Raw genomic sequence first — 25,384 nt, forward strand, 5'->3', positions numbered from 1 at the left:
AGCCGGGGAGGTGGGCCTCGGCCCCGCCTTCTACAGCTTCCCCGCCCAGCACAGCGCCGAGAGCGCCAGCGCGTCGATGGTGTCGATGAGCGGCACCCCGATCTCGGCATGCGGCCCCGCCAGGATGCCGAGCGGGATCTCGGTGCAGCCCAGCACCACCGCCGCCGCGCCGCGCGCCCTGAGGCGCGTGGCGGCCTCGGCCAGCGGCGCGTAGGCCTCGGCCACGCGGTTGGCCTTCACCAGCGCGATGCCGGGGGAGACGAGGGCCTGCATCTCCGCCTCCTCCGGCACGATGCAGTCATAGCCGCGCCCTTCCAGCCGCTCCTGGTAGAGCCGCATGGCGAGCGTGCCGGCCGTGCCCATCACGCCGATGCGCCCGCCCGCCACGCCCTGCCGCGCCAGCTCCTCGGCGGCGGCATCGACGATGTGCAGGATGGGCAGGCGCGTCGCCGCCCGCATCCCCTCGTACCAGCCATGGGCGGTGTTGCAGGGGATGGCGATGACGCCGCAGCCCGCCGCCTCCAGCCCGGCGATGCCGCGGTTCAGCCAGGGCAGCGGGTCCTCGCCGCCCGCAAGGCGCGCCGCCGTGCGGTCCGGCACGCGCGGGTCGGACCACAGGATGGCGGGCAGGTGGTCCTGGTCCCGCGCGGCCGGGGTGAGCAGCGTCAGCCGCAGCATGAACTGGGCGCTGGCCAGCGGCCCCATGCCGCCCAGCACGCCGAGCACCGGGCTGCCGGAGGGGGAGGCGCCGCTCACAGCCCGAGCCCGTCCGAGACCAGTTTCAGGCCGGTGGCCGCCAGAAGAACGTGGATCACCCGATAGAACACCTTGTCGCTGATGCGCCCCTGCAGCCAGACGCCGAGCCGCACGCCGATGGGCGCCAGCGGCAGCAGCACCAGGCTGGTGAGCAGGTTGCTCGGGCTGAGCTGCCCGAGCAGCCCATAGGGCACCAGCTTCACGTAGTTGACCACCCCGAAGAACACCACCGTGGTCGCGGCGAGCTTCGCCCGCTCCAGCCGCAGCGGGTAGAGATAGACCGCCAGCGGCGGCCCGCCGGCATGGGCGATGGTGCTGGTGAAGCCCGAGACGGTGGACCAGAAGCCGCCCCGCAGCCGATTCGGCGCGGCGGCCTCCGGCGGGCCGCCGCGGCGGGACAGCCACAGCGTGCGCGCCAGGAAGGCGAGGGCGATGACGCCCACCATCAGCTTGGTCATCCGGTCGCTCATGGCACCGAAGGCCAGGCTGCCGAGCAGGATGCCGAGCAGCCCGCCGGGGATGATGGCCAGCATCTCCCGCCGGCTCCAGCGCCCCCACCAGGCGCGCAGGCCGGCGAGGTCCATGGCGCAGAGCACGGGGAGGCTGATGGCGGCCGCCTGCGGCGCCGGCAGCAGCAGCGCCATGGCCGGCACCGAGAGGTTGCCGCCCCCCGAGGCGAAGCCGCCCTTGCTGATGCCGGTGACCAGCAGCGCCGGCACGGCCAGGGCATAGAACCAGGGGTCGGTGATGAGCAGGTCGGTGGCAGGGGACATGAAATGGGGCACGGGCTGACGGCGCCGGAGGTGGGGTGTAAGCAGAGGGTGCACTTCCGCCTTCCTGCCGCCAAGGTCCCCATCCCATGGAACACATGTCCGACCCGCTCTGGCTCGCGGGTCTCGCCGCCGCGATGGCGATCACCGGCCTGCTCTCCGGCACGCTCGCGGGCCTGCTCGGCGTCGGCGGCGGCATCGTCATCGTGCCGGTGCTGTTCAACGTCTTTCCGCTGCTGGGCATCCCCGAGGCGGTGCAGATGAAGCTTGCCGTCGGCACCAGCCTCGCCACCATCATCCCGACCTCGATCGTCTCGGCCCGCAAGCACCACGCCAGGGGCGCCATCGACGCCGGGCTGCTCAAGGCGATCTGGCCCTCGATGATCCTCGGCGTGGTGCTGGGCACCGTGCTGGCCATCTGGCTGCGGGGCGAGGCGCTCTCGGCGGTGTTCGCCACCATCGCGCTGCTGGTGGCGCTCAACATGGGCTTCACGGGGGTGGACTTCAAACTGCGCGACACCACGCCGCGCGGCCCGGGGCTGTGGGGCATCGGCGGCTTCATCGGCACCGTCTCGGCGATGATGGGCATCGGCGGCGGCACGGTGGGCGTGCCCATCCTGTCCATGTTCGGCACGCCGATCCGCTCGGCCGTCGCCACCTCCTCGGTGTTCGGGCTGATCATCTCGATCCCCGCCACGCTGGGCTTCCTCTACGGCGGCTGGGGGGTGCCGGACCTGCCGCCCTATTCGGTGGGCTACGTCAACCTGGTGGGCTTCGCGCTCATCGTGCCCAGCTCGATCATCGCCACGCCCTGGGGCGTGCACCTGGCGCACACCATCCCGCCGCTGGCGCTCAAGCGCGCCTTCGCCGTGTTCCTGGCGGTGACGGCGGTGCGGATGTTCTACGGGCTGTTCTTCTGACGAGGGCGGCGGCGGGAAACGCTCCCGCCGCCTTCCCCGCCCCGGTCAGCCGGGAGAAGGGGGGAGGGGCTTCTGTTTCTCGCCCCAGCCTTCCCAGAAGCGGCGGAAGCCCTCGCGCAGCTCGTCGCCCTCGGGCATGTGGCCGCGCGCGGCGTGGAAGCGGCAGAGATACTCGGTGAAGCCGTAGCCCAGCCCATAGGTGGTGCTGCCGGCCACCGCGGCCGTGACGGCGCCGCCGGCCAGCGTGCCGATGCCGGGGATGAACTTCAGCACCTGCCCCGCGATCATCCGCCCGCCCGCCGAGGTGGCCAGCGCGCCGGCCAGGCTCGCGGCCAGGGCCAGCGTGCTGTCGCGGTCCAGCGAGACGCCCATGGCGGCGGCGATGGCGGCGACCATGCCGGCATTCACCGCGAACACCCCCGCCGCATCCGCCACCGGGATCGGCACGGCGGCGGCGCCGGCGGCGGAGGCGGCGGCGCCGGCCGCGATCTTCAGCGCGCGCCGGCGCTTGCGCTCCACATCCACCCGCTGCGCCGCGATGAAGGCCGCCTGCCGCGCCTCCGGCAGCACCGCCTCGGTGACGCGGATCAGGTCGTCGAGGCCGAAGGGCGGGCGGTCGTCCCAGGGCTCGGCCAGCACGCGGACGATCTGCCGCGCCTCGGGGATCTCCTGCTTCACCGTCTCCTGGAAGGCGCGCGGGCCGATCGCCTTGGTCAGGATCACCACCGCCGGGATGCCGTGCCGGGCGCAGAGCCGCGCCACGGCGCGCTCGCCTTCCTCCACCCGCGTGCCGGGCTCGCTGATGCAGAGCCAGAGGATGTGGATGCGGTCGTCGAACCGGCCGGTGGCGTTGGCGCGCTCGATCTCGCCCTCCAGCGCCGCGAGGGTGGCCTGGAAGCCCTCCATCTCCAGCCCCTTGGTGTCGCACAGGCGCACGGGGAGGTGGGGCGGCTCGTACCATTCGATGTCCTGCGTGACGGGCCGGCCCATGCCGGTGCGCGCCACCGCCTCGCCGAACACGGCGTTCACCAGCGTGCTCTTGCCGGCGCCGGTCTTGCCCGCCACCAGGATGTTCACGCGCCCCATGCGCCGCTTCTCCTCCTCCGCATGCTTCTGGAACTCCTGGAAGAACGGGTTGTTCCCGATCAGCCCGGTGATGCTCTGGAACACGTCGCTGGCCAGTGTGCCCTCCTTTCCGGCGGCAGGCCGGGCCTCCAAGATGGGGGCTTCGGGCGCCATGCGCACCCTGGCCGCGCGCGCCAGGCGCGGCTGGCGCAGCTGCGCCACCGCCAGGGCCAGCGCGGCCAGCGGCTCCTCCGGCGCCGGCCCGAGCGCCTCGGTCACCAGCGCCTCGGTCACCAGCGCCTCGATCACCAGTGCTTCCAGCGCCGGCACGCTGGCGCGCTCCGGCACGGGCTTCCCGGCGCGGCGGAGCGCGGTGGCGGCGAGGTCGGCCTGCGGCTCGCCGAAGCGGCCCTCCGCCGCGAGCGTCCTGGCCAGCTCCGCCACGGCGGCGGCCATCTGGTCGGGGGTGGCGGCGCCGGGGGCATCGGGGCGCAGCCGGCGCAGCGCCGCCTCCACCGGGCGCAGCGCGGCGCGGGGGCTGGACAGGAACAGGCCGGTGAGGTCGAGAAGAAGGGTGGAGAAGGGGTCCATGCGTCTTGCCTTGGAGCGCGACGCTATCAGACTCCGCGCAAAGGTCGAGGATGCCAGCCATGATGGACAACGCGGCGGGCTTCGCCGGGCGGCAGCTGGGGGAATGGGTGGCGGCGCGCTGGGGCACTCCGCTGCGCGAGGCCTTCGAGGACGGCAAGGGGCTGAGCGGCCCGCTGGCCCGCGCCCTGCTGGACGCCGCCGTGGTGGAGCAGGTGGTGGGCGTCATCTGGCCGTCCTTCGCGCTGCTGGCGGCGCTGCTGGGGCTGCACGCCATGGCCGTCTGGCTGATGGCGCCCGCGGAGCTGGAGCGGATCGCGACGGGCGTCGTCGTGCTCGGGGCCCTGGGCTGGACGGCCTATGGCGTGGGCCTGGCCGCGCATCTCTCGGCGCCGCATCTGCGCTTCTGGTGGGTGACGCGGCTGCCGCCCCGCCAGCAGACGCGGCTGGTGCTGTTCCACCTGATCCGCGACGGGCACCACCGCCTGCGCGGCGCCCTGCCGGGCGGCGGCTTCACCGCCACGCTGCTGCGCGAGGCGCTGGCCACGCTGGAGCGGCGCCTCGGCCTCAGCCCCGACCACGCCGCCTTCGCGCTCGCCGACCACCTGGCACCGATGCTGCTGCGCCACCTGCTGGAGCGCGTGGCGCTGCTGGTGCTGCCGGTGGCGGCGGCGCTGCTCTACTACCGCTTCGCCATCTATCCCGGCCTGCTGGCGTATACGGGCGCCAGCCCCTGGACGGTGGCGCTCTACCCGCTGGCGGCGCTGACGGACGCCGTGCTGTCCACCAACTGGCGCGCCAGCCTGCTGCGGCCCGGCTGAACGGCGGGCGCCGCGCCGCGCGGGCAGGGGCCGCCCGCGGCTGGCGCTGCCTCCGCCTTGGACAGTGTGAACAAAGGACCGGCGCCGGCCGGGCCGCGGCCGCGCGAAAAGCCTCTCCTTCCGCGCGCGGCCACTGGACGCGGGCGGGGCGGGGAGCGCAGGTTCCGCTCATCGCAGCGGAGTTGGGGCAGCGGATGAGGATCGGCGACAGGTGGTGATGTTACTGGTGAAGTCCGGCGGCGAGCAGGCCGTGCCGGACTGGCAGGAATGCTTCCGCGCGGTGGACCCGCGCATCACCGTGCGCTGGTGGGAGGACCCCGCCGTGCCGCCCGAGGCGGTGGACTACGCGCTGGTGTGGGAGCCGCGGCATGGTTGGCTGGCCAGCCTGCCGAATCTGAAGGCGGTGCTCTCCTCCGGCGCCGGCGTCGACCACATCACCTGCGACCCGGCCTGGCCGCGCCACCTGCCGCTGGTGCGCATGGGGGGCGAGGCGACGGCGCAGCGCATGGGCGAGTATGTCCTCTGGTCCTGCCTCTCGCTGCTGCGGGACGCGCGGCACTTCGCGCTGGGGCAGGCGGCGGGGGAATGGCGCCACCGCGAGACGCGCCATCTCGCCAGCGACCGCACGGTCGGCATCATGGGGCTCGGCAATCTCGGCGCCCAGGCGGCGCGGATGCTGCAGGCGGCGGGCTTCCCGGTGCGCGGCTGGTCGCGCTCGCGCAAAGAGATCCCCGGCGTGCGGAGCTTCGCCGGCTCCGGCGAGCTGGCGGAGTTCCTGGCCGGCACGGACATCCTGGTCTGCCTGCTCCCTTCCACGCCGGAAACCGAGGGGCTGATCGATGCGACGCTGCTGGCGCGGCTGCCACGCGGGGCGGAGCTGGTGAATGCCGGGCGCGGACCGCATGTCCGGGTGCCGGACCTGCTGGCCGCGCTCGATTCCGGGCATCTGGAGGGCGCCGTGCTCGACGTGTTCGAGGAGGAGCCGCTGCCCGCCGGCCATCCGCTCTGGTCGCACCCCAGGGTCACGGTGACGCCGCATGTCGCCTCCACGGCCAGCCGGCCGCAGCGGGCGCGCTACTTCGCGGGGGTCATCGCCGCGCATGAGGCGGGACGGCCGCTGCCCAATCTCTATGACCCCGACCGAGGCTACTGATGCCGCTGCCACCGCCCCCCACTCGCCCCGACCCGGACCGCCCGCTCACCGAGCGCGAGCTGCGCGAGGACCTCGCCTGCGCCTACCGGCTGCTGGCGCATTTCGGCATGACGGATCTCGTCTATACCCATCTCTCGGTACGCATCCCCGGCGAGGGGCACCGCTTCCTGGTCAATCCCTACGGCCTGCTGTTCGAGGAGATCACCGCCTCCTCGCTGGTGGCGGTGGATGCCGAGGGCGAGCCGCTGCAGGACACGCGCTGGCCGGTGAACCCGGCGGGCTTCGTCATCCACTCGGCGGTGCACCGGGCGGTGGAGCGGGCGCAATGCGTGATGCACACCCACACCCTGGCCGGCATGACGGTGGCGGCCCAGGCCGGCGGGCTGCTGCCGCTGAACCAGATGAACATGGAGCTGCACGACCGGGTGGCGATCCACGAATACGAAGGCATCGCCGCCGACGACAACCTTTCCGAGCGCGAGCGGATCGTGCGAGACCTGGGCGACAGGCCTTGCCTCATCCTGCGCAACCACGGGCTGCTGACCATCGGCCGCACCGTGGGCGAGGCGTTCTACTGGATGTACTACCTGGAGCAGTCCTGCCGCATCCAGGTGGCGGCGCAGTCCACCGGCGTGCCGCTCTCCATGCCGCCCATCGAGATGGTGGAGCGGGTGCGCGCCCAGGCCAAGGACAGCCCGGTGAAGGGCTGGCTGCCCTGGCAGGCGCTGAAGCGGAAGATGGACCGCGAGCAGCCGGACTACCGCGACTGAGCCAGGCTGTCTGCCGGGGGGGCGGCGGCGCGCGCCCCCCTTTCTCCCCGGGCGGCGCGCGCTACTTGCGCTCGACGTTCCAGAACACCGGCACTGTCGCCGGCAGCAGGCCCGAGAGGTTGCTGCGCCAGGCCGACTTGGTGCGGAACTGCCCGGCATTGATGTAGGGCAGCACCTCATAGGCGCGGGCGTGCACGGCATCGAGCAGGGGCGCGCGCCTGGCGGCGTCCGGCTCCTCCCACCAGGCGCGGCGCAGCTCCTCCAGCTTCTGATCGCAGGGCCAGCCGGTCAGCCCGCCCTCGCAGGGGCTTGCGAGATAGAGGTTGGAGAGCGGGTTGCCCGCGTCCAGCGCGTTGGCGATGGTGACGAACAGGTTCCAGCCGCCCTGGGCCGGCGCCTCCCGCCGGTTGCGGCGCACGGTCACGGTGGCCCAGTCCAGGGTCTGCACGTCCATGTTCATGCCGGCGCGCTTGAACTGCTCGGCCAGCACCAGGGTGGAGCCGTTGTTGAGCGGGTTGTCGGCGCCGTTGAGGAAGACGACGGGGCCGTTGTCATAGCCCGCCTCGCGCAGCAGGGCGCGCGCCTGGCCGAGATCGGGGTCGCGCAGGCCCACGGCGCCGGCGCTGCTTTCCACCGGCGTGCCGCACATGAAGTAGGACGGGCAATAGGGCACCTGGTCCTCCGCCGGGATGCCGAGGCCCTGCAGCACCTCCTTCTGGTCGATGGCGTGGAGCAGCGCCCGCCGCGCCCGCGGGTCGTTGAAGGGGGGCTGGGTGTGGTTGATGCGCAGCCACACCATGCTGCCCACCGGGTTGATCAGCCCGACCGTGACGCCGCGCGCCCTTTGCAGCAGCGGCAGCAGGTCCGGCGCCGGATGCTCCACGAAGTCGATCTCGCCATTGCTCAGCGCGCTGGCCGCCACCGAGGCGTCCGGCATGGCGATCCATTCCAGCCGCTCCACCTTCGCCACCTTGCCGCCCGCCAGGCCGTCCGCCGGCTCGGCGCGCGGCTGGTAGGCGGGGTTGCGGCGGTAGATGGCGCGGTCGCCGATGCGCCAGTTCTCGCGGTCCAGGATGAAGGGGCCGGAGCCGGTGGCGTCGGTGATGGCGGTGGTGGCGGGCGTGCTGGCGACGCGCTCGGGCATGATGAACAGGGCGGAGGCGGTGGAGCGCGCCAGCGCCTCCGTCACCAGCCCGAAGGGGCGGGACAGCTTCAGCTCGAAGCTGCGCTCGTCGATCACCTCGAGCGAGGCGGTGGCGGCGGCGAGCGCCCGGCCCACCACGTCGCGCTGCGCCCAGCGGCGGATGGAGGCCACCGCATCCGCCGCGCGCACCGGCGTGCCGTCGTGGAAGGCAAGTCCGGGGCGCAGGGTGAAGCGGTGCGTCATGGCATCGGCCGAGACGGCGTGGCTTTCCACCATCTGCGGCCGCGCCGCGCCCTTGCCGTCCACGGCGAAGAGCTGGTCGTAGACCATGAAGCCGTGGTTGCGCACGAAGGCGGCGGTGGACAGCACGGGGTCGATGCTGGTCAGCTCGTTGCTGAGCACGATGCGCAGCGTGGCCTCGCGCGAAGGCGGCTGGGCCTGCGCGGCGCCAGGGGCCGGCAGGGCCGCCAGGGCGGCGGCGGCGAGCAGGCCGGCGCGCAGGGAGGCGGCTGCGGGGCGGGTGAAGCGTGACAGCACGGCTTCGGCTCCTTTTCGCGGCGGATGGCGGAATGCCACGCGGCCGGCGCAGGATTGCACGAAACGCGCCAGAAGCGGGACAATGGCAAAAGCGCCGCCATGGCCGGCGCCTTGCGCGGGCGGCAAACCTCGTCTATCCGGTCAGGTATCGCAGGGCGCGCGGCGAGATCTTGTTGCGCTGCATGGCAATGCCCGCGAAGCGGGCGCGTGGCCCATGGATTTGCTTGCGGTGCGGGCAGGGCCGTTCTTGCTGCACCGCAAACATCCTTACACCCCGTTGACGTTGCTGCCGCTGGCGGCTGACATTCTCCCGACCTGAGGGGAGTTGGTCATGAACATCGCCACGCCACCCGCGCGCCTTGCCTGTTCCGAGGCAGAGTGGCGCATCCGCTGCGATCTTGCCGCGCTGTACCGGCTGGTCGCGCATTTCCGGATGACCGACTTCATCTACACCCACATCAGCGCGCGCGTGCCGGGGCCGGAGCACCACTTCCTCATCAACAAGTACGGCGTGCTGTTCGACCAGATGCGCGCCAGCGACCTGGTGAAGATCGACCTGGACGGCAACGTCGTCGAGGGCGACGCCGAGAGCAAGCCGGTGAACGCGGCGGGCTTCACCATCCACTCCGCGCTGCACATGGCGCGGGAGGACGCCTTCTGCGTGGTGCACACCCACACCGCCGCCGGCATCGCCGTCTCCGCCCAGAAGCACGGCCTGCTGCCGATCAGCCAGCACGCGCTGAAGTTCTACGGCCACCTCGCCTATCACGGCTATGAGGGCGTCGCGCTGGACCTCGACGAGCGCGACCGGCTGGTGGCCGATCTCGGCCAGCACAAGGCGATGATCCTGCGCAACCATGGCCTGCTGGTGGCCGGGCGCAGCATCCCCGAGGCGTTCAACCTGATCTACTACCTGGAGCGCGCCTGCCAGGCGCAGGTGGCGGCCCTGTCCGGCGGCGCCGAGCTGGTGCTGCCCCCCGAGGAGGTGCGCCTCAAGACCGCCGCGCAGTTCAACGGCAACCCGGAGCGTTCCCTCGCGCACAGCGAATGGGCCTGGGGCTCGGCGCTGCAGCTCATCGAAGGCAGCAAGCTGGACTGGCGGTCATGAGCGCGGATGTCCTGATCACCGGCGGCCGCATCTTCCGCGGCCTCGCGAACGGCTTCGCCGAGGCGCTGGCCATCAAGGGCGGGCGCGTGCTGGCGGTGGGCGCGGCGGACGAGGTGGAGGCGCATGCCGGCGCCGCCACGCGCCGCATCGACCTCGGCGGCCGCGTCGCCACGCCCGCGCTGAACGAAGCGCACATGCACCTGCTGCCCTATGGGCTCGGCCTCAGCCAGGTGAACCTGCGCGCCGAGGACGAGGTGCGCACGCTGGACGAGGTGCTGAAGCGCGTCGCCACCGCCGCGCGCGACACGCCCAAGGGCGGCTGGATCCTGGGCCGCGGCTACGACCATGGCGAGCTGGATGTCGGCCGCCACCCACTGGCCGAGGAGCTGGACCGCGTGGCGCCGGACCATCCGGTGTTCCTGACGCGCACCTGCGGCCATGTGGCCGTGGCCAACAGCATGGCGATGAAGCTCGCCGGCGTCGGCCACAACACGCCGAACCCCGAGGGCGGCGCCATCGAGCGCAAGGGCGGCCGCCTGACCGGCCTCTTCGCCGAGCGGGCGATGCGGCTGGTGCGCGACGTCATGCCGCCGCCTTCCGAAGCGGAGATGGTGGGCGCCATCGAGAAGGCGGGGCAGAACCTCGCCGCGCTGGGCTTCGCCTCGGCGAGCGACATGAATGTCGGCATGACGGCCGGCATCGCCGAGATCGCCGCCTACCGGCGCGCGAGCGCCGAGGGGCGGCTCGGGCAGCGCATGTGGCAGGTGCTGGCGGGCAACCCGGAGGGCATCGCCAGGCAGGCCTGGGAGGAGGGGCTGCGCCCCAACGTCTCGGCCGGCGCCACGGCCGACGAGATGCTGGCCTGGGGCGCGGTGAAGGTGTTCGGCGACGGCTCGGCCGGCGGCCTGACGGCGGCCTTCTTCGACCCCTACCTGGAAAGCGCCGGCGGCGGCACCGGCATCTTCTGCTTCCCCGATGCCGCGATGCAGGAGATGCTCGGCCACTATCACCGGCAGGGCTGGCAGCTCGACATCCACGCCATCGGCGACGCCGCCATCGAGCAGGTGCTGGTGGCCATGGAGATGGCGGACAGCGCGGAAGCGCCGCTTGCCGGCCGCCGCCACCGCATCGAGCATTGCGGCTTCCTCAACGCGGCGCAGCGGCGGCGCATGCTGGCGCACGGCATCCTGCCGGTGCCGCAGCCGGTGTTCATGTACGAGTTCGGCGACCTCTACGTCCGCAACCTCGGGCGCGAGCGCGCCGAGGTGGCCTACCCGATGCGCACCTGGCTGGAGGAGGGGCACCACCCGGCCGCCTCGTCCGACAGCCCGGTCTGCACCGTCGATCCATTCATCAACCTGTTCACCATGGTCACCCGCCAGACCTCCAAGGGCACCGTGCTGGGCGAAGGCGAGACGCTGACGCCCGAGCAGGCGCTGCACTGCTACACCTGGTGCGGCGCGCACAGCCAGTTCGCCGAAGGCGAGCGCGGCACGCTGGAGCCGGGCATGCAGGCCGACATCGCCATCTTCTCGCGCGACCTCCTGGCCTGCGCGCCGGAGGAGATCCTCACCACCCAGGCCGATCTCACCTTCCGTGGCGGGCGCGTCATCTTCGACCGCCACGGCGAAGCCGCCGCATTGGCCGGAGCCGCGAACTAGAACCATGCTGCGTCATGTCTTCCAGCGCCTGCTGATGACGGTGCCCGTGATGTTCGGGGTGCTGCTCATCGGCTTCCTGCTGATGCAGGTGGTGCCGACCGACCCCGCCATCGTCCGCGCCGGCCCCACAGCCTCCGCCGAGCTGGTCCAGGAGATCCGGCGCGAGCTGGGCCTCGACCAGCCGCTCTACGTGCAGTTCGGCATCTATCTGTGGCGCCTGCTGCAGGGCGACCTCGGCGTCTCCATCATCAACAACGTGGCCGTCACGCAGGAGCTGGGCGGCACCATCGGCCCGACCCTGGAGCTGATGTTCGCCTCGCTGTTCTGGTCGATCCCGATCGGCATCGCCCTCGGCACCATCGCCGCCTATTGGCGCGGCTCGGTGCTGGACCGCTTCGTCACCGCGCTCTCGGTGGCGGGCGGCTCGGTGCCGGTGTTCTTCCTGGGCCTGATGCTGATCTGGGTGGTCGGCTTCCAGTGGCAGTGGCTGCCCTTCACCGGGCGCGGCGGGCCGCTCTGGACGGTGGAGGGCTGGCAGTCCATCGCGCTGCCGGCGCTGACGCTCGGCGGCGTGTTCATCGCCCCCGTGGCGCGCATGACGCGCACCGCCGTGCTGGAGGTGCTGGGCGCCGAGCATGTGCGCACCGCCCGCGCCAAGGGCCTGACCGAGCGCGCCGTGGTGCTGCACCACGCGCTGCGCAACGCGCTCATCCCGGTGGTGACCCTGATCGGCCTGCAGATCGGCTTCCTGCTCGGCGGCGCGGTGGTGACGGAGACGGTGTTCTCCTGGCCCGGCGTCGGCCGGCTGGCGGTGGGCGCCATCCTGTCCTCCGACTTCCCGATGGCGCAGGGCACCATCATCGTGCTCTCACTGGGCTTCATTCTCGTCAATCTCGTGGTCGACGTGCTGTATGTGGCGCTCGATCCGCGCATGCGTGGAGGCTGAGCATGGCCGGCGCGAATTCCGTGGCGGCCAGCGCCGTCACGCCGGTCTCGCCCGTGGCGCCGCGTCGCCCGGGGCTGATGAAGCGGCTGCTGCGCGAGCCGGTGGCGGCCATCGCCTTCGTTCTCGTGGTGGCGCTGGTGCTGGCGGCGCTGCTTGCCCCGTGGCTGGCGCCGACCGACCCCTATGACAACGACCTGGCCAACGCCATGGCGGTGCCCGGCACGGAGGGCCTGCCGCTCGGCGCCGACAGCCAGGGGCGGAACATGATCACCCGCCTGCTGTTCGGGCTGCGCATCACCATGCTGATGGGCCTGGCCTCGGTGCTGCTGGGCGGCGGCGTGGGCGCGCTGGTGGGCTTCGCCGCCGCCTACTACAAGCGGATCGACGGGCTGCTGATGCGGCTGATGGACGTGCTGCTGTCCTTCCCCGCCATCCTGTTCGGCCTCGCCATCGCCGCCATCTTCGGCCCCGGCGTGCCGGCGGTGGTGCTGGCCCTCTCGGTGGCCACGGTGCCGCTGATGGCGCGCATCGTGCGCGGCGCCGCGCTGGTCATCATGCGGCAGGACTACATCGAGGCGGCGCGCGCCACCGGCATGAACGATGCCCGGCTGATCCTGCGCCACCTGGCACCCAACTGCCTGTCGCCAATCTTCGTCTTCGCCACGCTGCGCTTCGGGCAGGTGATCCTGCTCGGCTCGGCGCTGTCCTTCCTCGGCCTCGGCGCGCAGCCGCCGGTGGCGGAGCTGGGGGCGATGGCCTCGGAAGGGCGCAACTTCCTGTTCTTCGCCCCGCACATCGCGGTCATCCCCTGCGTGCTGATCTTCGTGGTGGTGCTGGCCTTCAACGTGCTGGGCGACGCGCTGCGCGACGCGCTGGACCCGCGCCTGCGGGTCTGAGCGCCTGCGGGTCTGAGCGCCGGCGCGTCCGGCTTTCAAGGCGGCCTTGGCCTGCGTGCCGGGCCGGAGGCTTCGGATAACAGGCCCGCCGCGAGCGCGGGCCGATGGGAGAGAGTGATGAAGAAGACCCTGGGGGCCGCGCTGCTGTCGCTGGCCGCGACCGTCCCGGTAGCGGATGCGCTGGCGCAGGCCGCGCCGCGCGACACGCTGGTGGTGCTGCGCGAATACGACGCCGACCGCTACGATCCCGCCCGCTCCACCGCGCGCAGCGCCGGCGAGGTCATCTACATGATGTCCGACACGCTGGTCTCGCTCGACTTCGACCAGAAGACCTTGAAGCCGGGCCTCGCCGAGAGCTGGACGGTGAGCGAGGACGGCAAGCTCTATACCTTCAAGCTGCGCCGGGACGTGACGTTCTGCGACGGCAAGAAGATGACGGCGGCCGACGTGGTCTACTCCATCAACCGCTGGGTGGCGCCCGAGACGCGCAGCCCCGTCAAGTGGCGCGCCGGCCCCATCAAGGAGGTCCGTGCCACCGACGACTACACGGTGGAGTACGAGCTGACCGAGCCCTTTGGCGAGCTGCTCTACCAGCTCTCCCTGTTCTTCGCCTCGATCGTGGACAAGGACACGGTGGAGAAGCTCGGCGCCAATTTCGGCGTGCAGGGCTTCAACGGCACCGGCCCCTATTGCTGGCAGTCCTGGACGCCGCGCCAGGACCTGGTGCTGACCAAGCACCCCAACTACAACTGGGGCCCGCCGGTCTACCAGAACCGCAGCCCGCAGATCGGCAAGGTGATCTGGCGCATCATCCCCGAGGCCAACACCCGCCTCGCCGCGCTGCAGACCGGCCAGGGCGACATCACCCAGTACATCCCGCCCTTCGCGGTGGCGCAGCTCCAGCGCGTGCCGACGGTGAAGGTCTCCACCCAGCCCAACTACTTCTGGGACTTCTTCCTGGGCTTCAAGGTGGACAAGCCGGTGGTCAGCGACCCCGTCATCCGCCAGGCCGTGAACATGGCGGTGAACCGCGACGCGCTGGTCAAGGCCGTGTTCTTCGGCGCCGCCGACCCGGCCGACGCCTATGTCAACCCCAACACCCTGGGCTATGACGCCGAGGCGGCCAAGCTGATGCCGCAGTTCGACCTGGAGGCGGCGAAGAAGCTGCTGGACGAGGCCGGCTGGAAGCCGGGCGCGGACGGCATCCGCGAAAAGGACGGGCAGCGCGCCTCCTTCAACGTCTATGGCATCCAGTCCGCCGAGTGGCGCCGCATGACGGAGGCGATGCAGGCCGACCTGCGCCGCGTCGGCATCGACCTGCGCATCCAGCTCTGGGACGCGACGGTGGCGTGGGGCAAGCTGGCGACGCAGGAGTTCGACAGCTTCGTGATGTCCTACCCCTATATCTCGGCCACCGACGGCTTCGCGCTCTACTTCGACGGCGCCAACCGCCCCACGCCGAACCGCATGAACTGGAACGACGAGGCGACCAACAAGCTGCTCGCCACCGCCAAGACCGCGCTCTCGGCCGAGGAGCGCGCCAAGGCCATCGCCGAGGTGCAGCAGATCGCCACCCGCAACAATGTCTGGTTCCCGATCGCGCGGGAGAAGCTCTACGTCGCCGCCGCGCAGCGGGTGGAGGGCGCCCGCGCGCACGGCATCTACGGCGCTGGCCTCTACAAGGGCCTCGACCTGCGGCTGACGCGCTGAACCGGGCATAGGGAAGGGCAGGGACCATGACCACCACCGTCATCCGCAACGCCGACCTGGTGATCGCCTGGGACGCGGCCGAGAAGCAGCACATCTATCTCACGGATGCGGAGGTGGCCTACCGGGACGGCCAGATCACCTTCGTCGGCCGCGGCTATGACGGCCCGGCCGATGAGGTGATCGACGGCAAGGGCATGATGGTCATGCCCGGCCTCGTGAACATCCACTGCCATCCCTCCTCCGAGCCGATGAACAAGGGGCTGATCGACGAGATCGGCTCCCCCGGCCTCTACAATTCCTCGCTCTACGAATACATGCCGATCTTCCGGGCGGATGCGGAGGCGGTGCCCTCCTGCGTCCGCGTGGCGCTCTCCGAGCTGCTGCTCTCCGGCGTCACCACGGTCGCCGACCTGTCCATGGCGCATCCCGGCTGGCTCGACCTGCTGGCCGAGAGCGGCATGCGGGTCTGCATCGCGCCGATGTTCCGCTCCGCCCGCTGGTTCACCAAGAACGGCCATGTGGTGGAGTACGAGTGGGACGAGAAGGCGGGCGAGAAGTCGATGGGCGAGGCGCTGAACCTCATCCAGCGCGCCGAGCAGCACGAATCCGGCCGCCTCTTCGGCATGGTGGTGCCGGCGCAGATCGACACCTGCTCCGAGACCCTGCTGAAGGACAGCTTCCAGGAGGCCAAGGCGCGCGGCCTGTCCTGGCAGATCCACGCGGCGCAGAGCGTCGTCGAGTTCCACGAGATCACCCGTCGCCACGGCCTGACGCCGATCGGCTGGCTGGACGAGATGGGCCTGCTCTCCGAGCGCTCCATCATCGGCCATGGCATCTTCCTCGACGACCACCCGAGCACGCGCTGGCACACCGAGAACGACCTCGACCGCCTCGCCGCCACCGGCACCACCGTGGCGCACTGCCCGACGGTGTTCGCCCGCCGCGGCATCGCCATGCGCTCCTTCGGGCGCTACCGCAAGCGGGGCGTGAACATGGGCGTCGGCACCGACACCTACCCGCACAACATGCTCGATGAGCTGCGCCTCGTATCCTATCTCGCCCGCACCCAGTCGGGCGATCCGCGCAGCCTGTCCTCCACCGACCTGTTCGATGCCGCCACCATCGGCGGCGCCCAGGCGCTGAACCGCGACGACATCGGCCGGCTCGCGCCCGGCTGCCGCGCCGACTTCGTGATGGTGGACGTGACGCACCCGCAGATGCGCCCCGCGCGCGACCCGATGCGCAGCCTGATCTACGCGGCCGGCGACCGCGCCATCCGCTCCGTCCACATCGACGGGCAGGTGGTGGTGAAGGACGGCAAGGTGCTCACCATGGACTACGAAGGCGCCGCGGCGCATCTGGACGAGGCGCAGAAGCGCATCCTCGACCGCGCGCCGCAGCAGGACTGGGCGCACCGCCCGGTCGACAAGATTTCCCCTCCCACTTTCCGATGGGCGTGATGCAGCCGGATCTTCTGCGTATCGAGGGCCTTCGCACGGTCTTCAAGACTTCCTCCGGCCTGGTGCGCGCCGTGGACGGCATCGACCTTTCCGTGCCGCGCGGGCGCACCCTGGGCATCGTGGGCGAGAGCGGCTGCGGCAAGTCGATGCTGTCGCTCTCCATCATGCGGCTGGTGCCTCCCCCCGGCCGCACGGTGGAAGGCCGCGTGCTGCTCGAAGGGCGCAACCTGCTGGAGCTCTCCACCGCCGAGATGCGGCAGGTGCGCGGCGGGCAGATCGCCATGATCTTCCAGGAGCCGATGACCAGCCTGAACCCGGTGCACAGCGTGGGCCGGCAGCTGATCGAGGCGATGCAGGTCCACTCGCCCGGCCTCGGCGCCTCGGCGCTGAAGGACAAGGCGATCGCGGCGCTGAAGCGCGTGCGCATCCCCTCGCCCGAGCGGCGCTTCGAGGAATACCCGCACCAGCTCTCGGGCGGCATGCGCCAGCGCGTGATGATCGCCATGGCGCTGGCCTGCGAGCCGCGCCTGCTGATCGCCGACGAGCCCACCACCGCGCTCGACGTGACGGTGCAGGCGCAGATCCTCGACCTGCTGCGCGAGCTGCAATCGGAGACCGGCATGTCCATCATCCTGATCACCCACGATCTCGGTGTGGTGGCCGAGATGGCGGACGAGGTGGCGGTGATGTATGCCGGCAAGGTGGCCGAGCGCGCCTCGGCCCGCGCGCTGTTCGAGGACCCGCAGCACCCCTACACGCTGGGCCTGCTGGGCTCCGTGCCGCGCCTCGACGAGGAGCGCGAGCGGCTGCTGGCGATCGATGGCGCGGTGCCGCCGCCCTTCGCCTTCCCCGAGGGGTGCCGCTTCAACCCGCGCTGCCCCTTCGCCATCGCCCCCTGCCGGGCGGAGCTGCCGCCGCTGCGCGAGATCACGCCCGGCCACCAGGCGGCCTGCATCCGCGCGCCCGTCGAGAACGCCCTGTCCCTGGAGAGCGCGGCATGAGCCCCCTGCTGGAAGTCTCCGGCCTGGCCAAGCACTACCCGGTGAAGAAGGGCGTGGTGATCCAGAAGCAGGTCGGCACGGTGCGCGCCGTGGACGGCGTCTCCTTCCATGTCGACCGCGGCGAGACGCTGGCGCTGGTGGGCGAGTCCGGCTGCGGCAAGTCCACCACCGCGCGGCTGGTGCTGCGGCTGATCGAGCCCTCGGCCGGCACCATCCGCTTCGAGGGGAAGGACGTGACCAAGGTGGAAGGCGGTGCCATGCGGCTGCTCCGGCGGCGCATGCAGATCGTCTTCCAGGATCCCTATGCCAGCCTCAACCCGCGCCTGACGGTGGGCGACGCCATCGCCGAGCCGATGGTGGTGCACGGCATCGGCAATGCCGAGAGCCGCCGGGCCAAGGTCCATGAGCTGCTGCGGCTGGTGGGCCTCGCGCCCTTCCATGCCGAGCGCTACCCGCACGAGTTCTCGGGCGGGCAGCGGCAGCGCATCGGCATCGCGCGCGCCCTGTCGGTCGAGCCGGACCTGGTGGTGTGCGACGAGCCGGTCTCGGCGCTGGACGTGTCGATCCAGGCGCAGGTGGTGAACCTGATGAAGGACCTCCAGGCGCGGCTCGGCCTGTCCTACCTGTTCATCGCGCACGACCTGGCGGTGGTGAAGCACATGGCGGACCGCATCGCCGTCATGTATCTGGGCGCTGTGATGGAGATCGGCGGCAAGAACGAGCTGTTCGCCAATCCGCGCCATCCCTATACCCGCGCCCTGCTGGCCGCCATCCCGCACCCCGACCCGGCGCGGCGCGGGCGCGTGACCCCGCTCGGCGGCGACGTGCCGAGCCCGATGGCGGTGCCGCCGGGCTGCCGCTTCCACACGCGCTGCCCCTTCGCCCAGGCGCGCTGCAAGCAGGAAGTGCCGGCGCTGCGCGAGATCGCGCCCGGCCAGAAGGTGGCCTGCCACTTCGCGGAAACCCTGCCGGATCCGGGCCTCGACTATTCCGGCGGCCTCACCGAGGCGGCGGCGAAGCGCCTCGCCCTCTACGACGCCGCCCGCCGCAAGGCGGCTGCCTGAAACTGACAGAAAGAAGATGGGGGTCTGGGGGAATTCATTCCCCCGGATTCTTTGGCTTCAGCTTCTCCAGCGCCGCCCGCACGTCCTCCGGCAACGGCGTCGAGCGGCGTGTTTCCGCGTCCACCAGCACCACCACCCCCTCGCCCGTGGCCGAGCACATCTCCCCCTGGAAGATGCCCTGCCCGGTGGTGAAGGAGCTGCGCCCGATGCCGGTGATGGCGGTGCCGATGCGGATCGGCCCCAGCTCCTTCATCTCGGCGAGGTAGTCGAGGCTCATGCGGGCCAGCACGAAATAGGTTTCCGGCCCGCGCAGCAATTGCTGCATCAGCTCCACCCGCGCCGTTTCCAGGTAGGTGCCATAGATGGCGTTGTTGACGTGCCCGAGCCGGTCCGTGTCGCCGAAGCGCACCCGCTCCTCCGTCCAGAAGGGGAAGGTGTCGGCGATCTTCAGCGCGGGATCGTTGGGCATGGCGTGGCCTCCGGTTGTGCTTGTTCAGCCTTCGTCGAGCATGGCGAGGACGGCATCCGCCGCGGCCTCGCTGGGCAGGCCCCGGGCCGGGCGCAGCTGGCTCATCACCCGCTCGAAGCCGGCGCGCTGGGTGGCCACGGGGCCGGGATCGGTCAGCAGCCGCTCCAGCTCGGCCGCCAGCAGCTCCGGCGTGCAGCGCTCCTGCAGGAACTCGGGGATAACCGGCGCGTCGGCCAGCAGGTTGACGATGGACACGAAGCGCACCTTGATCAGCCGCCGGGCGATCGCGGCGCTGAGCGGGTTGACGCGGTAGCCCACCGCCATGGGCACGCCGGCCAGCGCCACCTCCAGCGAGGAGGTGCCGGACTTGACCAGCCCGGCGCCATTCTCGCGCGCGGCGGCGTAGGCGTCGTATTTCTCGGCCACGCCCCGCAGCAGGATGGGGGCGGGGTGCCAGTCGCTGGCCGCCGCGCGCACCGCCTCCTCCACCGGGCCGGCCAGCGGCACCACCGGGCGCAGATCGGGCACGCGGCCGGCGAGGCGCTTCAGGGCCTCGCCGAAGACCGGCAGCAGCCGCCCCACCTCGCTGCGGCGGCTGCCGGGCATCACCAGCAGCACGCGCTCCTCCGGCCGCAGTCCGTAGGTTTCGCGGAAGCGCGCGGCGTCGCCCCGGTCCGCGCCGGATTCCAGGATGGAATGCCCGACGAAGCTGACCGGGATGCCGGCCTTCTCGAAGAAGGGCGCCTCGAAGGGGAGGAGGGCCAGGATGCGGTCCACCTCGCGGGCGATGCGCTTCACCCGCCCCGGGCGCCAGGCCCAGACCTGCGGCGCCACGTAATGCGCCACGCGGAACCCCTGTGCCTTGGCGCGCCTGGCCACGCGCAGGGTGAAGCCGGGGCTGTCGATGGTGACGATCAGCGCCGGGCGGCGCGCGGCGATGTCGGCCGCCGTCTCGTCCAGCCGGCGGGCGAGGCGGCGGAGGTTGGGCAGCACCTCCAGGAACCCCATCAGCGCCAGCTCGCGCATGGGGAAGAGGCTGCCGAAGCCCTGCTCGGCCATGCGCTCGCCGCCGACGCCGGCGAAGGCGAGGTCCGGGCGCCGGCGGCGCAGCGCGGCCATCAGCCGCGCGCCCAGCATGTCGCCCGAGGCCTCGCCGGCGACGAGGTAGAGCAGCGTCACGCGAAGCGCGCCACGGCCGGCTCGGGGAAGCCCTGGCGCGGCCAGTCGCGGTGGTTGCGCACCGCGCCCTCCTCCCGCACCCGCGCGATGCGGGCGGGGTCGAGGTCGGCATAGATCCACTGGGGCGTGTCCAGCGCCCCTTGCGCGATCACGCCGTCCTCCGGGAAGCCGTGGTCGATCGGGCCGAACACCGCCGCATGGCCCCGGTTGCGGTCCAGCGCCGCCGACCACGCGGCCTCGCCCACCGTGGGCGCGATGGCGACGAAGCACTGGTTCTCCAGCGCCCGCGCGGCGGCGGAGAAGCGCACGCGGTTGAAGCCGTGCAGCGTGTCGGTGCAGGTGGGCACCAGCACCAGCCAGGCGCCGGCCTCCACCTGGGCGCGGACATGCTTGGGGAACTCGCTGTCATAGCAGATGGACAGGCCGATGCGGCCCCAGGGCGTCTCGAACACCGACGGCGCCGCGCCGGAGGCGATGCCCCAGCGCTCCGTCTCGAAGCGCGTCATGGCGTGCTTGTCCTGGAAGGCCAGCATGCCCTCCGGCGTGATCATCGGGGCGCGGTTGCGGATGGCGCCGTCGGCGCCGCGCATCGGCAGGGAGCCGGGCACCAGCCAAAGCCCGGCGCGGCGCGCGGCATGGCGCATCGAGGCGAGGATGGCGGGCGTGGCCTCCACCATGGCCGCCAGCTCCTCAGCCTCGCTCGCGGGGGACTTGCCGGCGAGGGCGGAGCCCAGCTCGACGCAGGCATATTCCGGCAGCACCGCCATCTGCGTGCCGCGCAGGCGGGCCTCGTCCAGCCAGCGATCCAGCTTGGCCTCCCAGGCGGCGACGCTGCCGGGGCGCTCGACCGGATATTGCAGCAGGGCGAGGCGCAGGGTCGTGCTCATGCTCGGGGCTCCGGCATCGGGGAGGGGGCTCCGGCGGGAGCGTCCCAGGCGAGGGATTTCTGCCAGAAGGACAGGGTGTGCGGGATCTCGCCCGCGCCGTCCGGCTCCCGCCACGCCATGGTGCAGGCGAGGCCGGGGCAGGGAGTGTAGCCGCGCCTGCGCCAGAAGCCGTCGAGCGGAACGTAGGCGGCGGGGCGGCGCGGGTCGCCATCGTCGCGCTGCACGGCGCAGAAGGTGGCATGGTCGGTGCCGAGCTGGCGGGCATGCGCTTCCCGCCGGCGGAAGAACTCCACCCCCGCGCCCTGGCCGCGATAGGGGGCGAGCAGCACGCTCTCGCCGAAATAGGTGTAGCGGGCGGGGTCCAGCCCGGCGGCGAGAAAGGCGTCCCGCACCGTGCCATGGGTCTCGGCCATCGGCTCGCAGGTGGCGATGCCCACGGGCGTGCCGCCATCCAGCGCCACCACCACGGCGGCGCCGGGAGCGTCGGCATAGGCGCGCAGGTAGCGAGCCTCGTAGGCCTCGTCGCCCTCGTAGAGATAGGGCCAGTCGCGGAACACGGCGATGCGCAGCCGGGCCAGGGCCGGCAGGAGGGGGTGCAGCGCGGCGCCGCGCAGCGTCTCGAAGCGGAGGGGAGGGGTGCCCATCCCTCCCCGATAAAGCAGATCGGCGGCGATGGCCAAGGGGGGAGGGGCGCCGGGGATGGGGCGCCGCCCGCATCCCCCCCCGCATCCCCCGGCCGCTCACCCGGCGTAGATCATCTTCCGGGTCATGCCGCCATCGGCGATGAACTCGCCGCCGGTGACGAAGCCCGCCTGCGGCCCCACCAGCCACGCCACCAGCGCCGCGATGTCCTCCACCCGGCCCACGCGCCCCGCCGGATGCTGGGCGTGGTCCTCCGGGCGCAGCGCCTCGCCGCTCACGTCGATCCAGCCCGGGCTGACGCAGTTGGCGCGCACCTCCGGCCCGAGGCTGACGGCCAGGGCATGGGTCAGCGCCAGGATGCCGCCCTTGCTGGCGGAATAGGACTCCGTGTCCGGCTCCGACATGTGGGCGCGGGTGGAGGCGATGGTGACGATGCTGCCGCGCGCCGCCTTCAGCAGCGGCTGCGCCGCGCGCGCCAGCAGGAAGGCGCTGGTCAGGTTGGTGCCCAGCACCTTGTTCCATTCGGCCAGCGAAAGCTCGGCCAGCGGCTTGCGCAGCATGATGCCGGCATTGCACACCAGCGCGTCCAGCCGCCCTTCCTGCTGCTCCACCCCGGCGACCAGCGCCCGCACCGCCGCCTCGTCGGCCACGTCGGCGATCGCGTGGCGCGTGCCCGCGTCGCCGGGGTTGAGGTCGGCGGTGACGACACGCCAGCCTTCCCGCTTCAGGTGGCGGGCGATGCCGGCGCCTATTCCATGCGCGGCGCCGCTGACGAGGGCGACGGGGGAGGATGTGTTCTGGCTCATGACGGGCTGAACGCGGGCCGCCGTTCCGCGATGCCGGCGGCGCGGCGGCGCGGCGCTTCACATCATCGGAGCGTAGCGGGCCACCTCGGTGAAGATGTCGCGCACGGCGGCGGACAGGCTGCGGTTGAGCGTCTCCATCTCGGTCACGGCGTCGATGCGCGGCTGGGCGCGCTCCAGCTCGGCCGGCGCCAGCAGCATGGGGAAGAGGCCGGCCGCGCGGGTCAGCCCGATCAGCAGGGCGTCGCGGGTTTCCGGCACGCCATCCTCGAAGATGACGCCCATCAGCCGCGCCTTCACCTCGCGCTCCTCCTTGTCGGACACCACCGGGTAGCGCCGCTCGGGGAAGATCCAGAGGAAGCGGCCTTCCTCCGCCCGCAGGATGCCGCGCTCGACCAGGCGGTTGAAGTAGTGGTCGCGGTACCGGTCGGCCTCGCGCGCCAGGGTCTCGATCCAGCGGCGCCCCCCCTGCGTCTCGGGCTCGGCGGATATGCGCGCCAGCACCTCGTCCAGCACCGCGTCGCCGGTGGGAGCGGGGTCGCGCACCGTGATGCGCCCGGGCTCCACGCCGATCCGCTCCTCCAGCACCAGTTCGGCGAGGATCGCCCCGGCCAGCGCGTGGTCGCCGGAAGGGGCGGCGCGGTCGGTCAGGCGGCCGCTCTCGTCATCGAGCATGAGGAGGAGGATCTCCTCCGGCATGGTCAGCGGCATGATGGGCGTTCTCCGGCTTTGTGGTTTCGCGGGGATACTAAAGCCGGAAAAGCGCCTGGGTTTAGCCAGCACGGGACACGGCGCGGAGAAAGCCGCCTCCGCTCAGCCCGCCGCGATCCGCGCCTCCGTCCTGGCCGCCTGGCAGAAGGCGGCGATGCCTTCCTCGATCGCCGCGCGCGGCATGTCGCGCAGGATGAACACCAGCCGCGAGCGTCGCGGCTGCCCCGCCGGCCAGGCGGAAAGACGGGCGGGGTTGTGCCAGACGCTCTGCACGCCATGGATCACCACCGGCCGGTCCTCGCCCTCCAGGTCGAGGATGCCCTTCACCCGCAGCACGGCATCGCCCCGCGTGGCGGTGAGCACCTCCAGCCAGGTGGCCAGCCCTTCCCAGGGCAGCGGCGTGTCGTAGGTCAGGCAGAAGGCGTGGATGCGCGCGTCGTGCCGGTTCGGGTCGTGCCCGTGGTGGTGGCCATGCCCGTGGTCGTGAGGATGGTGGTGATGGGGCGCCTCCGCCCAGGCCGCCTCGTCCAGCCAGCCGCGCGGTCCGGGGCCACGCATGGCGGGGTCGAAGGGGCCGCAGCCCAGGATCGCGTCCGGCGCCACCATGCCGCCCGTGATGGTGAGGGGCACCGCGCCCGGGTTCAGCGCCCGCAGCCGCGCCGTCAGCGCCGCCACGCTCTCGGCCGGGGTGAGGTCGGTCTTGCTCAGCAGCAGCCGGTCGGCCACCGCCACCTGCCGCACCGCCTCCGGCTGGCGGTCCAGCGTGGCGGCGCCGTTCACCGCCTCCACCAGCGTCACCACCCCGTCCAGCACGAAGTCCCGCGCCACGGCGGGCTCGGCCATCAGGGTTTGCAGGATGGGCAGCGGGTCGGCGAGGCCGGTGGTCTCGATCACCACGCGGCGCAGCGGCTGGCCGTCCCGCACCCGCTGCGCGACACGGCCCAGCGCCAGGGCGAGGTCGCCGCGGATGGTGCAGCACAGGCACCCCGCCTGCAGCAGCACCGCATCCTCCTCCGCCGTCTCCACCAGCAGGTGGTCCAGCCCGATCTCGCCGAACTCGTTGATCAGCACGGCGGTGCCGGCCATCTCCGGCTGTTGCAGGAGGTGGTTCAGCAGCGTGGTCTTGCCGGCGCCGAGAAAGCCGGTCAGCAGCGTCACGGGCAGCTTCGCGGGCGGGGACGCCCGCTCGGTCTCAGCGCCCATAGAGCACCGCCGGGTCCACCGCGGGCGCGGCGATGGGCACCAGCTCCCCCCCGCGCAGCGCCTGGTAGAAGCAGGAGCGGCGGCCGGTGTGGCAGGCCACGCCCTTCTGCGTCACCAGCGCCAGGATGGTGTCGCCATCGCAATCCAGGCGCAGGTCCACCAGATGCTGTTCCTGGCCGGAGGTCTCGCCCTTGCGCCAGAGCGCGTTGCGGCTGCGGCTGAAATAGACCACACGTCCGGTGGCCAGCGTCTCCTCCAGGGCCTCGGCGTTCATCCAGGCCATCATCAGCACCTCGCCCGTGGCGTGGTCCTGGGCGATGGCGGGCACCAGCCCCTGTTCGTTGAACCGCGTGGCGGCGAGGAAGCGGGCACGGGCGGCGGGTTCGGCAACCGGCATGGGGCGGTTTCTCCACTCAGGTCGGGTTACTATATAACATCTGTGTGGCGCGGGAGAGAGGACATGGCGGCAGGGCAGGGCAGTGCTGCGGGGATGCCCCCGGGCGGGGCGCGGAACGGGCCGGAGCGGAGTGGGCCGCAGCGGAGCGGGCCCGACAGACCGGCCCATGACGTGGAGCCGGCCCTGCTGGCGGCCGAGGCGCGCTGCCTGCGCGCCGGCGTGCAGCTCACGCCGCTGCGCCGGCAGGTGCTGGAACTGGTGCTGGAGGCGGAGCAGCCGCTCGGCGCCTATGCGCTGCTCGACCGGCTGAAGGCCCAGCGCCCCGGCGCGGCGCCGCCCACCGTCTACCGGGCGCTGGACTTCTTGCTGGAGCAGGGGCTGATCCACAAGGTGGAGCGGCTCAACGCCTTCATTGGCTGCGTCGAAGCGGGCCACGCGCACCAGGAGGGGCATGGGCACGACCATGCCCACCAGTTCCTGATCTGCCGCCAGTGCGGCCTCACCGTGGAACTGAGCGACCACGCGGTGGCGCATGCGCTGGACGACGCGGCGCGGCGCGCGGGCTTCCGCATCGGCAATGCCACGGTGGAGGTGGAGGGGCTTTGCGCCGCCTGCGCCGCGGCGCAGGCGGCCGGCGCGCATGGCCAGGAGGGCAGCGCCGCGAGCGGCCGATGACCCCCTGGCTTGCCGGCCGGCCCGCCGGCCGCCCTGGCGCCCCGCCGG

General features: G+C 72.1%; 25 protein-coding genes. 13 read left to right on the forward strand and 12 right to left on the reverse strand.

Annotated elements, in window-relative coordinates; all coding sequences use genetic code 11:
* Positions 1-30: 30 nt before the first annotated feature.
* Complete coding sequence (cuyB, locus tag CR162_RS02485; protein ID WP_245870089.1) at positions 31-756, reverse strand: cysteate racemase; 726 nt, start codon at positions 754-756, stop codon at positions 31-33.
* Positions 753-1,529 (reverse strand): sulfite exporter TauE/SafE family protein, encoded by a 777-nt coding sequence (locus CR162_RS02490; protein WP_099093961.1) that lies wholly within the window; start codon positions 1,527-1,529, stop codon positions 753-755. Before CR162_RS02490 ends, cuyB begins: the two co-directional genes overlap by 4 nt.
* A gap of 86 nt (positions 1,530-1,615) precedes the next feature.
* On the opposite strand from CR162_RS02490, the gene CR162_RS02495 reads away from it, so the two are divergent.
* The gene (locus CR162_RS02495; RefSeq protein WP_099093962.1) at positions 1,616-2,446 is read left to right on the forward strand and encodes a sulfite exporter TauE/SafE family protein; all 831 of its coding nucleotides are present in this window, start codon (positions 1,616-1,618) and stop codon (positions 2,444-2,446) included.
* Positions 2,447-2,491: 45 nt separating this feature from the next.
* On the opposite strand, the gene CR162_RS02500 is transcribed toward CR162_RS02495, so the two are convergent.
* Complete coding sequence (locus tag CR162_RS02500; RefSeq protein ID WP_099093963.1) at positions 2,492-4,102, reverse strand: DUF697 domain-containing protein; 1,611 nt, start codon at positions 4,100-4,102, stop codon at positions 2,492-2,494.
* 59 nt (positions 4,103-4,161) lie between these two features.
* Between CR162_RS02500 and CR162_RS02505 the strand changes: the two genes are divergently transcribed.
* The 3 genes from CR162_RS02505 (at position 4,162) to CR162_RS02515 (ending at position 6,843) form a co-directional block, all read left to right on the forward strand.
* On the forward strand, positions 4,162-4,920 hold the full coding sequence (locus CR162_RS02505; protein ID WP_099093964.1) for a hypothetical protein: 759 nt from the start codon (positions 4,162-4,164) through the stop codon (positions 4,918-4,920).
* Between the two features lie 217 nt (positions 4,921-5,137).
* Positions 5,138-6,073, forward strand: a complete 936-nt coding sequence (locus CR162_RS02510; RefSeq protein ID WP_099094284.1) for a 2-hydroxyacid dehydrogenase — start codon at positions 5,138-5,140, stop codon at positions 6,071-6,073.
* Positions 6,073-6,843 (forward strand): class II aldolase/adducin family protein, encoded by a 771-nt coding sequence (locus CR162_RS02515; protein WP_099093965.1) that lies wholly within the window; start codon positions 6,073-6,075, stop codon positions 6,841-6,843. The genes CR162_RS02510 and CR162_RS02515 overlap by 1 nt, the downstream gene beginning before the upstream one ends.
* A 61-nt stretch (positions 6,844-6,904) precedes the next feature.
* Here the strand turns inward: CR162_RS02515 and CR162_RS02520 are convergent, their stop codons facing one another.
* A complete protein-coding gene (locus CR162_RS02520) occupies positions 6,905-8,524 on the reverse strand; it encodes an ABC transporter substrate-binding protein (RefSeq protein WP_245870090.1) in 1,620 nt (539 codons plus the stop codon).
* 331 nt (positions 8,525-8,855) lie between these two features.
* Here CR162_RS02520 and CR162_RS02525 point away from each other — a divergent pair, with 331 nt between their 5' ends.
* The 8 genes from CR162_RS02525 (at position 8,856) to CR162_RS02560 (ending at position 18,370) form a co-directional block, all read left to right on the forward strand.
* A complete protein-coding gene (locus tag CR162_RS02525; RefSeq protein WP_099093966.1) occupies positions 8,856-9,632 on the forward strand; it encodes a class II aldolase/adducin family protein in 777 nt (258 codons plus the stop codon).
* Positions 9,629-11,293, forward strand: a complete 1,665-nt coding sequence (locus tag CR162_RS02530; protein ID WP_099093967.1) for an amidohydrolase — start codon at positions 9,629-9,631, stop codon at positions 11,291-11,293. Before CR162_RS02525 ends, CR162_RS02530 begins: the two co-directional genes overlap by 4 nt.
* A gap of 4 nt (positions 11,294-11,297) precedes the next feature.
* Positions 11,298-12,239 carry an ABC transporter permease gene (locus CR162_RS02535; RefSeq protein ID WP_099093968.1) on the forward strand — a complete coding sequence of 314 codons (942 nt, stop codon included), beginning with the start codon at positions 11,298-11,300 and terminating at the stop codon, positions 12,237-12,239.
* Positions 12,240-12,241: 2 nt separating this feature from the next.
* Entirely contained in the window at positions 12,242-13,135 is an 894-nt protein-coding gene (locus tag CR162_RS02540) for an ABC transporter permease (RefSeq protein WP_245870091.1), read from the forward strand.
* Between the two features lie 117 nt (positions 13,136-13,252).
* A complete protein-coding gene (locus CR162_RS02545) occupies positions 13,253-14,845 on the forward strand; it encodes an ABC transporter substrate-binding protein (protein WP_099093969.1) in 1,593 nt (530 codons plus the stop codon).
* Positions 14,846-14,871: 26 nt separating this feature from the next.
* Positions 14,872-16,305, forward strand: a complete 1,434-nt coding sequence (locus tag CR162_RS02550; RefSeq protein ID WP_099093970.1) for an amidohydrolase family protein — start codon at positions 14,872-14,874, stop codon at positions 16,303-16,305.
* Positions 16,305-17,306: an ABC transporter ATP-binding protein gene (locus CR162_RS02555; RefSeq protein ID WP_099094287.1), complete on the forward strand. Its 1,002-nt coding sequence runs from the start codon at positions 16,305-16,307 to the stop codon at positions 17,304-17,306. Before CR162_RS02550 ends, CR162_RS02555 begins: the two co-directional genes overlap by 1 nt.
* Complete coding sequence (locus CR162_RS02560) at positions 17,303-18,370, forward strand: ABC transporter ATP-binding protein (protein ID WP_099093971.1); 1,068 nt, start codon at positions 17,303-17,305, stop codon at positions 18,368-18,370. The genes CR162_RS02555 and CR162_RS02560 overlap by 4 nt, the downstream gene beginning before the upstream one ends.
* A gap of 34 nt (positions 18,371-18,404) precedes the next feature.
* Here CR162_RS02560 and CR162_RS02565 read toward each other — a convergent pair whose 3' ends face one another.
* From CR162_RS02565 to hisI, 8 genes are all read right to left on the reverse strand, one after another.
* Entirely contained in the window at positions 18,405-18,839 is a 435-nt protein-coding gene (locus tag CR162_RS02565; protein ID WP_099093972.1) for an acyl-CoA thioesterase, read from the reverse strand.
* Between the two features lie 24 nt (positions 18,840-18,863).
* Positions 18,864-20,018, reverse strand: a complete 1,155-nt coding sequence (lpxB, locus tag CR162_RS02570; RefSeq protein WP_099093973.1) for a lipid-A-disaccharide synthase — start codon at positions 20,016-20,018, stop codon at positions 18,864-18,866.
* Positions 20,015-20,905 (reverse strand): carbon-nitrogen hydrolase family protein, encoded by an 891-nt coding sequence (locus CR162_RS02575; RefSeq protein ID WP_099093974.1) that lies wholly within the window; start codon positions 20,903-20,905, stop codon positions 20,015-20,017. Before CR162_RS02575 ends, lpxB begins: the two co-directional genes overlap by 4 nt.
* Positions 20,902-21,549, reverse strand: a complete 648-nt coding sequence (locus CR162_RS02580; protein WP_099093975.1) for a GNAT family N-acetyltransferase — start codon at positions 21,547-21,549, stop codon at positions 20,902-20,904. Before CR162_RS02580 ends, CR162_RS02575 begins: the two co-directional genes overlap by 4 nt.
* Positions 21,550-21,645: 96 nt before the next feature.
* Entirely contained in the window at positions 21,646-22,353 is a 708-nt protein-coding gene (locus CR162_RS02585; RefSeq protein ID WP_099093976.1) for an SDR family oxidoreductase, read from the reverse strand.
* A 57-nt stretch (positions 22,354-22,410) separates the two neighbouring features.
* Positions 22,411-23,061, reverse strand: a complete 651-nt coding sequence (locus CR162_RS02590) for a GOLPH3/VPS74 family protein (RefSeq protein ID WP_099093977.1) — start codon at positions 23,059-23,061, stop codon at positions 22,411-22,413.
* A 102-nt stretch (positions 23,062-23,163) separates the two neighbouring features.
* Entirely contained in the window at positions 23,164-24,264 is a 1,101-nt protein-coding gene (locus CR162_RS02595; protein ID WP_099093978.1) for a CobW family GTP-binding protein, read from the reverse strand.
* A complete protein-coding gene (gene hisI, locus CR162_RS02600) occupies positions 24,254-24,661 on the reverse strand; it encodes a phosphoribosyl-AMP cyclohydrolase (protein WP_099093979.1) in 408 nt (135 codons plus the stop codon). Before hisI ends, CR162_RS02595 begins: the two co-directional genes overlap by 11 nt.
* Before the next feature lie 63 nt (positions 24,662-24,724).
* On the opposite strand from hisI, the gene CR162_RS02605 reads away from it, so the two are divergent.
* Complete coding sequence (locus tag CR162_RS02605; protein ID WP_099093980.1) at positions 24,725-25,336, forward strand: Fur family transcriptional regulator; 612 nt, start codon at positions 24,725-24,727, stop codon at positions 25,334-25,336.
* Positions 25,337-25,384: the final 48 nt, after the last annotated feature.

The sequence above is a fragment of the Teichococcus rhizosphaerae genome (genome assembly GCF_002631185.1).
Classification (GTDB): domain Bacteria; phylum Pseudomonadota; class Alphaproteobacteria; order Acetobacterales; family Acetobacteraceae; genus Pseudoroseomonas; species Pseudoroseomonas rhizosphaerae.